The organism is Pseudomonas sp. RC10-4-2 (assembly GCF_050433085.1).
Classification (GTDB): Bacteria; Pseudomonadota; Gammaproteobacteria; order Pseudomonadales; family Pseudomonadaceae; genus Pseudomonas; species Pseudomonas aeruginosa.
Window position 1 is genome coordinate 439,519 of the sequence record NZ_JBNPXX010000003.1, and the last position, 12,806, is coordinate 452,324.

Below are 12,806 nucleotides of genomic sequence, written 5' to 3' on the forward strand. Positions count from 1 at the left end.
TCAGCCGGCCGGACGCAGCAGCAGCGTGCCCAGCGGCGGCAGGTCGAGCACCAGCGACTGCGCCTGGCCATGGGCGCCGCACGACTCGCTGGAGACGCGGCCCTGGCTGCCTGCGCCGGAACCGGCGAACGCCTGGGCGTCGCTATTGAGCAGCACGTCCCAGTCGCCGCCTTGCGGTACGCCGATCCGATAGCCCTGGCGCGGCACCGGGGTGAAATTGTGTACCGCCAGCAGCGATGGCTCGCCGGCCGCGTGGCGCAGCCAGGCGTAGACACTGTTCGCCTGGTCGTCGCCGATCAGCCATTCGAAGCCGAGCGCCTCGCCGTCGCGCGCATGCAGTGCGGGGAGTTCGCGGTACAGCCGGTTGAGGGCCGCCACCAGGTCCTGTACGCCCTGATGCTCCGGATAGCGCAGCAGGTACCAGTCCAGTTCGCCGTCGTGGTTCCACTCGCGCCACTGGCCGAACTCGCATCCCATGAACAGCAGCTTCTTGCCCGGGTGCGACCACATGAAGCTCAGGTACAGGCGCAGGTTGGCGAACTTCTGCCAGCGGTCGCCGGGCATCTTGTCCAGTAGCGAGTGCTTGCCATGTACCACCTCGTCGTGGGAGATCGGCAGGATGAAATGCTCGGAGAAGGCGTAGAGCAGGCCGAAGGTCAACTGGTGGTGGTGATAGCGCCGGTGCAGCGGGTCTTCGCCGATGTACGCCAGGCTGTCGTGCATCCAGCCCATGTTCCACTTATGGCTGAAGCCCAGGCCGCCCTCCGCCACCGGACGGCTGACGCCGGGCCAGGCGGTGGATTCCTCGGCGATCACCAGCGCGCCGGGGGTTTCGCTGGCGACCACCTGGTTGAGGTGATGGAGGAAGTCGATGGCCTCCAGGTTCTCCCGGCCGCCATGGCGGTTCGGCAGCCATTCGCCTTCCTTGCGCGAATAGTCGCGATAGAGCATCGAGGCCACCGCATCCACCCGCAGGCCGTCGACGTGGTAGGTGCGCAGCCAGTGCAGCGCCGAGGCCAGCATGAAGCCGTGCACCTCGCTGCGGCCAAGGTTGTAGATGTAGGTATCCCAGTCCTGGTGGAAGCCTTCGAAGGGATGTTCGTACTCGTACAGCGCCGTGCCGTCGAAACGGCCCAGGCCGTGGGCGTCGGTGGGAAAATGCGCCGGCACCCAGTCGAGGATCACGCCGATGCCGGCCTGGTGGCAGGCGTCGACGAACGCGGCGAAGTCCTCCGGCGTGCCGTAGCGCGCGGTGGGGGCGAACAACCCGAGCGGCTGGTAGCCCCAGGAGCCGCCGAAGGGATGTTCCATCACCGGCATCAGCTCGATATGGGTGAAGCCGAGCTGGCGCACGTAGGGAATCAGCTCCTCCGCCAGTTCCGACCAGTGCGGCGGCCGGCCGTCGCGGTGGCGCCAGGAGCCGGCGTGGACTTCGTAGATCGACAGCGGTGCCGCATAGCCCTGGCGCTCCGCGCGCCGGGCCAGCCAGTCCTGGTCGCGCCACTCGTGGCGCAACGCCGCGCAGGTCTTCGAAGCGGTTCCGGGCGGCGTCTCGCAGGCCAGCGCCAGGGGGTCGGCCTTCAGCGGCAGGAGGCCGTCGTGGCCCTGCAACTCGTACTTGTACAGTTCGCCCTCGCCGAGGCGCGGGACGAACAGTTCCCAGACGCCGGATGGATAGCGTCGTCGCATCGGGTGACGGCGCCCGTCCCAGCCGTTGAAATCGCCGACCACCGAGACGCGCACGGCGTTCGGCGCCCAGACCGCGAAGCGCACGCCCTCCACGCCTTCGTGACGGGTCAGTTGCGCGCCCAGACAGGAGGCCAGTTGGCGGTGGTTGCCTTCGGCGAACAGGTAGAGGTCGAGTTCGCCGAGCAACGGCCCGAAGGCATAGGGGTCTTCGCTTTCCTGCACGCCGTCCGGCCAGTGCACGCGCAGGCTGTAGCGCGGTGGCAGGCGCTCCAGGTGGCGCTGGAACAAGCCGCTGCCGGGGTCGCTCTGCTCCAGTTCGGCGAGCGTCGCGCCGTCTTCGTCGAGCAGCTCGACGCGCTGCGCGCCGGGCAGGTAGGCGCGCAGCACGCCGCCTTCGCCGCCGGGGTCGCGCTGCGGGCCGAGGAAGGCGAATGGATCGCCCTGCAGGCCGCGCTGCAGCTTGTCCAGCTCCAGTTGCCAGCGTTCGCGTTCGGACATCGGTTCGCTCATCGGTTCTTGCCCTTCAGGAGGTGTTCGGTGAGTTCGGCCAGACCGGCGAGAGGCACTTCCAGCCAGTCGGGGCGGTAGTCGGCTTCGTAGAGCAGTTCGTAGGCGGCCTTTTCCAGGCAGGCCAGGGCCAGCGCCGCCCCCTCGCCTTCGCGACCGTGCCAGGCGTGCATGAGACCCGCCGCGGCGGCCCGATAGCCGGCCAGGAAGGCGTCGCGGGCTTCGCTGCGATAGCGCATGGCGACCTTGCGCCGGGCGCTGTCGGCCTGTTCCGAGCTATCGGTGCTCTGCGCGTTGCGCAGGACCATCGCCGCCGCGTAGTCGAACGAGCGCAGCATGCCGCCGACGTCCTTCATCGGACTGTGGCGCTGGCGGCGCTCTTCCAGGCTGCGCGCCGGCTCGCCCTCGAAGTCGATGAAACGTGCGTCGCCCTGGACCATCAGCACCTGGCCCAGGTGCAGGTCGCCGTGAACCCTGATCAGCAGCCCGCCGGCTGCCTGCCGGGCCAGCAGCGGCAGGCGTTCGAGCAGCGCCGGCAGGCGTTCCAGCAGGCGCCGCGCCTGTTCCGCCGCCTCGCCCTGCAACGGCCGTGGCGGCTCGCTCAGGCGTTTGCCGGCTTCGCGCAACTGTTCGGCGATGCGCAGCGCCCAGGCCTGGACGCTGGCTTCGTCGCTCTCGCGGCTGCCGAAGGCCGGATCGTCCGACTCGCCGGCCAGTACGCTGTGCATCTCGCCGAGCCGGGCGCCGAGGTTGGCGGCGAAGCCGCGCAGTTCGGCGAGGCTGTCGTATTGCCCTTCGAGCGCCTCGCTGGCCGCGGATATCTCGTCGCGCACGGCTCGCTCCAGGTTGTCCAGGGTCCAGTTCCAGGCGTCGCCCTGGTTGTTCAGGTAGCCCTGCAGGATCATCAGCGTGTGCGGCTCGCCATCCGCGCCGACCCGCCGTACCTCGCCGAGCAACGGTGCGATGCCGGGGTAGCCGTGGCGGGTCAGGTAGCCGCCGACCTCGATTTCCGGGTGCAGCCCCGGAAGGATCTTGCGCAGCACCTTGAGGACCATGCGCTCGCCGAAGCGGATCGAGCTGTTGGACTGCTCCACCGAGAACGGCAGGACGTCTTCGTCGGCGATGTCGTCCATTTCCGCCAGTCCCGCCGCCGGGATGAACTGGATCTCGCCGTCGCCGTGGGCGATCACCGCCTCGGCGCGGAGTTGCGCGAGGACCTTGCGGGCGAACAGCGGCAGGCTGGCGGCGTCGGTCAGCAGGCCGACCTTGCGACCGCGCCGCAGGCGCGCCAGGGCCAGCAACTGAGGCAGGCTGTCGCCGCGCTGGTCGGCGTCGAGGAAGCCCAGCGGCAACTGGTAGCGCAGCCCGTCGATCTCCACTTCGCACAATGCACAGCGCGGCTCCGCCTCGTCCAGCGGAACGATGTAGCAGAGCCGTGGCTGGCCTTTCTCGCCGGCGAACCAGCGGCGCTTCGGCAGGTAGGCCGGCAGCGTCTCGCCTTCCAGGATGTTCCGCGATGCGCCCTGCAGCAGCTCGCCGAGGCGCTGCTTGACCACCAGGGTCGGCAGTTCCGGCAGGCGCTCGTCGGCGGCCACGTGCCAGCTCGGCATCTGCGTCGCGTCGGCCAGGTAGAACCAGTAGAAGCCGTAGGGCGGCAGGGTCAGCAGGTAGGTCAGCTCGCCGATCGGCGGGAACGACATGCCGCCGATCATCTCCACCGGCACCTTGCCGGCATGGCTGGCGAGGTCCAGTTCCACCGCCTGGGCCGCGCGCGACAGGTTGGCCACGCAGAGGATGCTGTCCTGCCGTTCGCCCTCGGCGTATTCGCGCAGGTAGGCGAGGATCCGTCGGTTGCTCGGCGCGAGCATCTTCAGGCTGCCGCGGCCGAAGGCCTTCTGCTGGCTGCGCACGGCGAGCAGGCGGCGCATCCAGTTGAGCAGCGAATGCGGGTCGCGCGCCTGCGCCTCGACGTTGATCGTCTGGTAGCCGTACAGCGGGTCGAGAATCGGCGGCAGCACCAGCTTCGCCGGGTCGGCGCGGGAGAAGCCGCCGTTGCGGTCCACCGACCACTGCATCGGGGTCCGCACGCCGTCGCGGTCGCCGAGGTAGATGTTGTCGCCCATGCCGATCTCGTCGCCGTAGTACAGGGTCGGCGTGCCCGGCATCGACAACAGCAGGCTGTGCAGCAGCTCGATGCGCCGCCGGTCACGCTCCACCAGCGGCGCCAGGCGCCGGCGGATGCCCAGGTTGAGGCGCGCGCGGCGGTCGGCGGCATAGTGGTTCCAGAGATAGTCGCGCTCGTCGTCGGTGACCATCTCCAGGGTCAGCTCGTCGTGGTTGCGCAGGAAGATCGCCCATTGGCAATTGGCCGGGATGTCCGGGGTCTGGCGCAGGATGTCGGTGATCGGATAGCGATCCTCCTGGGCGATGGCCATGTACATGCGCGGCATCAGCGGGAAGTGGAAGGCCATGTGGCATTCGTCGCCCTCGCCGCCATCCTCGCCGCCGAAGTACGGCCGGGTGTCTTCCGGCCACTGGTTGGCCTCGGCCAGCAGCATGCGGTCGGGATAGTGCGCGTCCAGCTCGGCGCGGATGCGCTTGAGCACCTGGTGGGTCTCCGGCAGGTTCTCGCTGCTGGTGCCGTCGCGTTCGATCAGGTAGGGAATCGCGTCCAGGCGCAGGCCGTCGACGCCCATGTCCAGCCAGTAGCGCATCACCCCGAGCACCTCGCGCAGGACCTGCGGGTTGTCGAAGTTCAGGTCCGGCTGGTGGGAATAGAAGCGGTGCCAGTAGTACTGTTGGGCTACCGGGTCCCAGGTCCAGTTGGACTGCTCGGTGTCGATGAAGATGATCCGCGTACCCTGGTATTTCTCGTCGCTGTCCGACCAGACGTAGTAGTCGCGGGCGCGCGATCCCTTCTTCGCGTGGCGGGCGCGGATGAACCAGGGATGCTGGTCGGAGGTGTGGTTGATCACCAGCTCGGTAATCACCCGCAGACCGCGTCGATGGGCCTCGGCGATGAACCGGCGGGCGTCGGCGAGGCTGCCGTAGTCGCTGTGCACGCCACGGTACTGGGCGATGTCGTAGCCGTCGTCGCGGCGTGGCGACGGGTAGAACGGCAGCAGCCAGAGAGTGTTCACGCCGAGGTCGGCGATGTAGTCGAGCTTCTCGATCAGCCCGGCGAAGTCGCCGATGCCATCGTTGTTGGCGTCGTAGAAGGATTTCACGTGGACCTGGTAGATCACCGCGTCCTTGTACCATTGCGGGTCGTTGAGAAAGACCGGTTTCTCGCGTCTGGCCATGGGTTTCTCCTTATGCGTCGACGCGCCGCACGCGCCAGATGCCGAACGGCAGGTGCCAGGGTTCGATGCGCATCCACTGGACCTTGCCGTGCCAGACCCAGCGATGCCCGTTCATCAGGTCCTCGCCCTGGAGGCTGGCGTCGTCGGGCAGGCCGAACTCCCACAGCGGCAGTTCGAAATGCGCCTCCTGGGCTTCGTGCGGGTCCAGGCAGACCGCCACCAGGACGAAGTTGGCGAGGTCCGCGGTGCGCTTGCCGAAATACAGGATGCGGTCGTTCCAGGCGTTGTAGGCCTGGAACCCGAGGTGCGTCTGCAATGCCGGGTTTTCCCGGCGGATGCGGTTGAGCCGGGCGATCTCGGCGACGATGTTGCCCGGCGCCTGGTAGTCGCGCGGACGCAACTGGTATTTCTCCGAGTCGAGGTACTCCTCCTTGCCCGGCAAGGCCGCCGCCTCGCACAGCTCGAAGCCGGAGTACATGCCCCACAGCCCCGACCCCATGGTCGCCAGGGCGGCACGGATGAGGAAGCCGGGGCGGCCGGAGCGTTGCAGGAACCAGGGATTGATGTCCGGGGTGTTGACGAAGAAGTTCGGCCGGTAGCAGTCGCGCCAGGGTGGCTGGTTGAGTTCGGCGAAGTACTCCGCCAGTTCCTGCTTGTCGTTGCGCCAGGTGAAATAGGTGTAGCTCTGGCTGAAGCCGACCTTGCCCAGGCGCGCCATCATCGCCGGGCGGGTGAACGCCTCGGAAAGGAAGATCACCTGCGGATGGCGGCCGCGCACCTCGGCGATCAGCCACTCCCAGAACGGCAGTGGCTTGGTGTGCGGGTTGTCGACGCGAAACAGCGTCACGCCCTGCTCGACCCAGCCCAGCACCACGTCGCGCAAGGCTTCCCACAGGCTCGGCAGGGCCTGTTCGGCGTAGAAGTCGACGTTGACGATGTCCTCGTACTTCTTCGGCGGGTTCTCCGCGTAGCGCAAGCTACCGTCCGGACGCCAGGCGAACCAGCCGGGATGCTCGCGCAGCCAGGGGTGGTCGGGGGAGCACTGGATGGCGAAGTCCAGCGCCAGTTCCATGCCGTGCTCGCGCACCGCAACGAGCAGCCGGCGGAAATCCTCGCGGTCGCCCAGTTCGGGATGGATCGCCTCGTGGCCGCCATCCTCACTGCCGATCGCATACGGGCTGCCGGGGTCGCCGGCCTCGGCACGCAAGGAATTGTTGCGGCCCTTGCGATGGGTGCGGCCGATGGGGTGGATCGGCGGGAAATAGAGAACGTCGAAGCCCATCGCGGCGATCTGCGGCAGGCGCCGGATCACGTCGTCGAAGGTACCGTGGCGTGTCGGGTCGCCGCTTTCCGAGCGAGGGAACAGCTCGTACCAACTGGCGAAGCGCGCCAGCGGTCGCTCCACCTCCACCGGGTATTCGCGGCTGCGCACCAGGTGCTCGCGCGGGCCGACCAGACGCAACAGTTCGCCGGTCTGCGCCGCCAGCCACAGCGCCACCCGCTCCTCGACGCTCTGGCAGGCCTGCAGGCGTTCGGCCAGCGGCGCACAGGCGGCGGCGATCTCCGGACCGCCGCGCTCGGCGCAGCGCTGCAGCAGTTCGTCGCCCTCGCGCAGCTCCAGGTCCAGCGGCAGGCGTGCGCCATGCTTGGCACGCAATTCGCGGCGGTAGCCGGCAAAACGGTCGATCCAGGCCTCGATACGGAAGTACAGGCGGCCGCAGGGCGGCGTGCGCAACTGCGCGCTCCAGAAATCGTTGCCTTCGGGCAGCAGCGGCAGGCGCCGCTCCGCGGTTTCCCCGACACGCCGCCAGACCACCTCGGCACCGAGTACCTCATGGCCATCGGCGAAGATTCGCGCGGCCAGGCGCAGGTCGCGGTCGCTCTCGGTCTTCGCGGGATAGGCACCCTCTTCCACCACAGGGCTGACCGACTCGATGGCGATACGGGGCTGCTGGATGGCGATGACCAGCGGATCATCGTCGCTGTTGCGGACAATCGAACTCATCGAGGCGCGCTCCTCCGGGACGTGGGTTCGGCGATGGGTCGCGAGGCTTCCGCCGGCCTCGAATGGCCGGCGGCGCGGACGGTCATTGATTCCGAGCCCGCCGGCGACCGATTGGTTCAGGTTGATTTACCCAGCGGCTCGCCTCAGGCCTTGCGCCGCGAACGCGAGGCACCGGACTTGGCGCGACCCTTCGCGTCGGCCCCGGCCTTTTCGCTGCCCTTGTCCTTGCCGCCGCCGGCGCGGGAACGCAGGCTGCGCTTGAGCAGGTCGGTGAGATCGATGATGTCGGCGCCCTTGCCAGCCACCTCCTCCTCTTCCTCCACCGCGTGCAGCTGGCCCTTGGCGGCCTTTTCCTCGACCAGCTTCATGATCTTGTCGCTGAAGCTGTCCTTGTATTCGTCCGGCTCCCAGTGGGAGGCCATGTCCTCCACCAGGCGCTTGGCCATCTCCAGCTCGCGCTTGTCGAGTTTCGCCTCGGTGACGCTTTCGTCCAGCTCCAGGCCATCCAGGCTGCGCACCTGCGACGGCCAGCGCAGGGTGATCAGCACCAGGGCGTCCTGCAGAGGCCGCAGGAGCGCCAGGTGCTGGCGGGTGTGCAGGACGACGTTGGCCAGGGCGACCTTGCCGGTGCGCTCCAGGGTCTCCCGGAGCAGCGCGTAGACCTTGCCTCCGCGCCGGTCGGGGGCCAGGTAGTACGGGGTATCGAAGTGCTGCAGGGGAATTTCCTGGCTATCGACGAAAGCGAAGATCTCGATGGTCTGGGTCGACTTGGGATGCGCCGCGCGGATTTCTTCCTCGCTCAGCACCACGTAGCGGCCCTTTTCGTACTCCACGCCCTTGACGATGTTCTCGCGCTCGATCTCCTTGCCGGTGACCTTGTTCACCCGCTTGTAGCCGACCGGCTCCATGCTGCGCTGGTCGAGCCAGTCGAAATCGATGCCCTGCGACGAGGTCGCCGCCGACAGGCTCACCGGTATATGCACCAGGCCGAAGCTGATCGCGCCTTTCCAGATCGCACGCGCCATGCCGGTTTCCTCCTCTTGATGGTTACAGCGTGCCGCCGTCCGCGTAACGCACGCGGCCGTCGGCGGCGATGTCGGTGATGCGCTGGAGCAGGTTGTCGGCGGCGGTCTCGGCGTCGCTCAGGCAACTGCAACCCGGGGTCACTACCCACAGCATGCGTACCGCCGCGCCACGCCGCTTGGGCTGATAGAGGATCAGGCCGACCGGCTGGCAGCGCTCCTGCATCGCGTCGGTCCAGGCGGTACAGGCGTCGAAGTCCTTGAACATGACGGAACTCTCCTCAATGGCTATCGGAAGATGGCGGCGAACGGTTCAGGCAGGCCAGGACATGCAGCACCAGTAGCGCCAGGACCGTCCCGAGCACCGCGGTACCCTGGTGACCGAGTCCGACCGCGACGCCTATGGCGGTGCTGGCCCAGAGACCCGCCGCGGTGGTCAGGCCCCTGACCCGGCTTTCCCGACCTGCCTTGAGGATGGTGCCGGCGCAGAGGAAGCCGATGCCGGCGACGGTGCCCTGGATCACCCGGCTCAGCGCGTCCGCCCCGCCACTCTGCAATTGCAGCGGCATGACGAACAGCGCCGCGCCGAGGGTTACCAGCATGTGCGTGCGCAGGCCGGCGGCCTTGCCGCTCTGCTCGCGCTCGTAGCCGAGTACCGCGCCGAGCGCCGCCGCCAGCAGCAGGCGCAACGCGGCGCGGGCGGTCTGCTCGAAGTCGGCGAGATCGGCGAACTCCTCGCCGAGGATCTTCCACAGCGTCTCCCAGGCGCTCATCGGCGTTGTATCCCGCTGTAGCGCAGGGCACCGCAACGCAGGCAGCGCTCGCAGTCGAAGGTTTCCTCACCCAGTCGCAACGCCGGTTGCCGGCACCAATCGCAACCGCCGATCAGGCAACGCAAGGTCATCCGGGTCCTCCCGCCGAATCGCTCGGCCAGCCGCCCTTTCCAGCTGTGACCGACGAGACGACGGGAAGGTGCGATCGGATTCGCCAGCGGCGCTCCTCAGGCGGGGATCGCCTTGGTCGCCGCCTCGCGCTGCCAGATCCGGTGCTGCATCAATGCCTGGCGCAGACCGGGGAAGACATCGGTGGCCGTGGCGCCGAGCACCACGCCGGGGTCGCCAGGCAACGAAAGCTGGCTGGCCAGCGCCTGGGCATCGCCAGCGAAGGCCACTGGCTTCAGGTGCTTGTAGGCTTCCAGCAGGTAGTGCAGGCCGCGTCCGTCCGCGCCGATGGCCTGGCTGCTGGCCGCGCCACCAGGCACGAAGACCGCGTCGAAGGCTACCGACGGCAGGCCGTCCCAGGTTCCCTCCGGGATCAGTTCGGCACCGTTTTCGGCCTGCACCGGCGAAGCGCTGGGCGCGATCAGCTTGGCGTCCGCGCCCTCCTGGCGGAGCGCGTCGCGTAGGTCGCTGACGTCGCTCTCGGCGACGCCGTCGGCGATCAGGATCGCCACCTTGCGCGAACGGATGTCGCCGGACAGCAGGTTCATCTGGCTCAGCGCCGGCGACGGCTTCGGCTGCGGTGCCGGGTTGGCCGGCGCGGCGAGCTGCACACCGACGTTCGCCGCGACCCTGGCGGCCAGTTGCGGATCGATGTTGAGGAGTATCTGGTTGACTTCGCGCTCACGGATCGATTGCCGCTCGACCTTGGACAGTTCGAAGCTGTAGGCGGCGACGATATGCGCCTGCTCGGCCTCGCTCATGCTGTGCCAGAACAATGCGGCCTGGCTGAAATGATCGGCGAAGGAGTCGGCGCGCTTGCGCAGCTTGCTGCCGCTGACCGGCTCGTGGTAGGTGGAGAAGCCGCCGTTGCGCGCCGCCGGCGGGGTTTCCTTCGGCCAGCCGCCGTCGATCGAGTTCGGTTCATAGGAAGCCCGGCCGCGGTTGATGGTCTGCCGGTGCGGCGCGTCGCGCTGGTTGTTGTGGAACGGACACAGCGGGCGGTTGATCGGGATTTCGTTGAAGTTCGGCCCGCTCAGGCGCAGCAGTTGGGTGTCGGTATAGGAGAACAGCCGACCCTGCAACAGCGGGTCGTTGGTGAAGTCGATTCCGGGGACCACGTGGCCGACGTGGAACGCCACCTGTTCGGTCTCGGCGAAGAAATTGTCGGGGTTGCGGTTGAGTACCATCCGCCCCACCACCCTTACCGGCACCAACTCCTCGGGCACCAGCTTGGTGGGGTCGAGCAGGTCGAAGTCGAAGCTGTCCTGCTGGTTCTCCGGGATCACCTGCAGGCCCAGCTCCCATTCGGGATAGTCGCCCTTCTCGATGTCCTCCCAGAGGGTCCGCCGGTTGAAGTCGGGGTCCTTGCCGGCGAGCTTCTGCGCCTCGTCCCAGACCAGCGAGCAGGTCCCGGACTTCGGTCGCCAGTGGAACTTGACCAGCACGCTCTCGCCGGCCGCGTTGACCAGGCGGAAGGTGTGCACGCCGAAGCCCTGCATGTTGCGGTAGGCGATCGGAATGGCGCGATCGGACATCAGCCACATGACCATGTGCGCCGACTCCGGGGTCAGCGAAACGAAGTCCCAGAAGGTGTCGTGGGCAGACGCTCCGGTGGGAATCTCGTTGTGCGGTTCGGGTTTCACCGCATGGACGAAGTCGGGGAACTTGATCGCATCCTGGATGAAGAATACCGGCATGTTGTTGCCGACCAGGTCGAAGTTGCCTTCGTCGGTATAGAACTTCACGGCGAAGCCGCGTACGTCACGCACCGTATCCGCGGACCCGCGCGGCCCCTGCACGGTGGAGAAACGCACGAAGACCGGGGTACGCTTGCCCGCCTCGGCGAGGAAGCCGGCCTTGGTCAGGTCGCTGAGGTCCTCGTAGGCCTCGAAGTAGCCATGCGCCGCCGAGCCACGAGCGTGGACCACGCGCTCGGGAATGCGCTCGTGGTCGAAGTGGGTGATCTTCTCGCGCATGATGAAGTCTTCGAGCAACGATGGTCCGCGCTCGCCGGCCTTCAGGGTGTTCTGGTTATCGGCGATGCGGGTGCCGGTATTGGTGCTCAGGGCCTCTCCGGTGGCGTCCTCGCGATAGGCCTCCAGCTGTTCCAGCTTGGCGTTGCTGTTGCCACGGTCGACGGTGTCGGTGCCGGCCGCCTGGCTGCGCTGCTCGTTGTTCTGCTCGCTCATCGGTTTCCTCTCCTCATCCTGGGCATGAAAATGGGGCGGATGCCTCCCTGCTCCGCCCCATTCACTTCACTGCGCGGTTATCAGTTCCCGCCGTGGCTGCGCTGGCCACCTTTCTTGCCAGCCTCGGAGGCCCGCTGCGGATCGTTCTTGAAGTTGCCGCCGCTGGCCTGGCCGCCCTTCTTGCCGGCCTCCGAAGCACGTTTCGGGTCTTCCGCGAAGTTGCCTTTACCACCTTGATGCTGTGCCATTTCTATTTCCTCCGAATAATCTCTTCAGAACAGATTTCATGGACGCATGCGTTGCGCATGCCCTAACTCTGAGAGGGTGTTTCGCCAGTGGTTCAGATTATTTTCAGCGAATGAAAGCGAAGCGTTTTGCCAGCATGTTTCGAGCGCAATCCATAGGGTTCAAAGATCCTTGCCTTATTCCATTGCCAGCATTGACAGGAATCCCCGAATTGCGTCAGATGAAAGCCCGCACATCTCGGAGGAGAACCATGAAACCCTACGAGCATCCGGCCTACAGCGATCCCGTTGTAAGCAACGAAGAACCCGATCGCGATTGCCATGAATGGAATTTCGAACCGGGAGACAGTGATCAGGAACCCTACCCCGAATATCATGGAGCGAATGCCGAAGAATGCCCAGGCGGAGGCACTTAATTATTCTTTTCTATTGCAATCCCTGACATTCCGATAGACCCATTCAATAATTAATCGTCGAACTTTAAAACAAATGGAACTCGCCATGGAAAACAGTGACGAAGTGCGATTCCAGCACTATTTCATTTCTCTCGTGGAACAGGTGGCGAAACCGCTTTTCGTCGACTCCTGCGAAGAGGCGCGCAGCTACGGCCTGGACTGCAACGTGGACCTCGACCTCGACGAGGACGGCCATCCTCGCCTGCGCCTGGAAGTCGGCGAGCCGGGAGGCGAGAAAAGCCACTACAGCCTGCTGGCGATTCCCGGCGAGCGGGTCATCCATCGCCAGTACCTGGCCGGGGCCCAGGAATGGCACAGCCTGCCGGCCGAGCTGGCGTCGATCAACCCGATGGTGCTGGACAGCGAGCTGGCGGTATTCTTCCGCCGCGCCTTCGACCTTCGCCTGGAGGGCCCCGAACGCCGTCACCCGGCCGGCTTCTGGTAAGGCCCT

At 66.8% G+C, this 12,806-nt stretch carries 10 protein-coding genes; 1 reads left to right on the forward strand and 9 read right to left on the reverse strand.

Annotation, left to right across the window (positions count from 1 at the left end; all coding sequences use genetic code 11):
* From glgB to FHW81_RS17570, 9 genes are all read right to left on the reverse strand, one after another.
* On the reverse strand, positions 1 to 2,199 hold the full coding sequence (gene glgB, locus FHW81_RS17530) for a 1,4-alpha-glucan branching protein GlgB (protein ID WP_019726157.1): 2,199 nt from the start codon (positions 2,197 to 2,199) through the stop codon (positions 1 to 3).
* Entirely contained in the window at positions 2,196 to 5,498 is a 3,303-nt protein-coding gene (treS, locus tag FHW81_RS17535) for a maltose alpha-D-glucosyltransferase (RefSeq protein ID WP_003088929.1), read from the reverse strand. The genes glgB and treS overlap by 4 nt, the downstream gene beginning before the upstream one ends.
* A 10-nt stretch (positions 5,499 to 5,508) precedes the next feature.
* Positions 5,509 to 7,503, reverse strand: a complete 1,995-nt coding sequence (locus FHW81_RS17540; protein WP_003120192.1) for an alpha-1,4-glucan--maltose-1-phosphate maltosyltransferase — start codon at positions 7,501 to 7,503, stop codon at positions 5,509 to 5,511.
* A gap of 143 nt (positions 7,504 to 7,646) precedes the next feature.
* Positions 7,647 to 8,528, reverse strand: coding sequence for a Ku protein (locus tag FHW81_RS17545; RefSeq protein WP_003100825.1), 882 nt, complete (start codon positions 8,526 to 8,528; stop codon positions 7,647 to 7,649).
* Between the two features lie 22 nt (positions 8,529 to 8,550).
* Positions 8,551 to 8,793: a hypothetical protein gene (locus tag FHW81_RS17550; protein ID WP_003088922.1), complete on the reverse strand. Its 243-nt coding sequence runs from the start codon at positions 8,791 to 8,793 to the stop codon at positions 8,551 to 8,553.
* A gap of 13 nt (positions 8,794 to 8,806) precedes the next feature.
* Positions 8,807 to 9,298 carry an MgtC/SapB family protein gene (locus FHW81_RS17555; protein ID WP_003100824.1) on the reverse strand — a complete coding sequence of 164 codons (492 nt, stop codon included), beginning with the start codon at positions 9,296 to 9,298 and terminating at the stop codon, positions 8,807 to 8,809.
* Entirely contained in the window at positions 9,295 to 9,429 is a 135-nt protein-coding gene (locus FHW81_RS17560; protein WP_003088917.1) for a PSPA7_2676 family Cys-rich small protein, read from the reverse strand. The genes FHW81_RS17555 and FHW81_RS17560 overlap by 4 nt, the downstream gene beginning before the upstream one ends.
* A 96-nt stretch (positions 9,430 to 9,525) precedes the next feature.
* Positions 9,526 to 11,655, reverse strand: a complete 2,130-nt coding sequence (gene katE, locus FHW81_RS17565) for a catalase HPII (RefSeq protein WP_003144291.1) — start codon at positions 11,653 to 11,655, stop codon at positions 9,526 to 9,528.
* 80 nt (positions 11,656 to 11,735) lie between these two features.
* Positions 11,736 to 11,903 carry a general stress protein gene (locus FHW81_RS17570; protein ID WP_003088912.1) on the reverse strand — a complete coding sequence of 56 codons (168 nt, stop codon included), beginning with the start codon at positions 11,901 to 11,903 and terminating at the stop codon, positions 11,736 to 11,738.
* Positions 11,904 to 12,401: 498 nt separating this feature from the next.
* Between FHW81_RS17570 and FHW81_RS17575 the strand changes: the two genes are divergently transcribed.
* Entirely contained in the window at positions 12,402 to 12,800 is a 399-nt protein-coding gene (locus FHW81_RS17575; protein ID WP_003100818.1) for a hypothetical protein, read from the forward strand.
* Positions 12,801 to 12,806 lie beyond the last annotated feature (6 nt).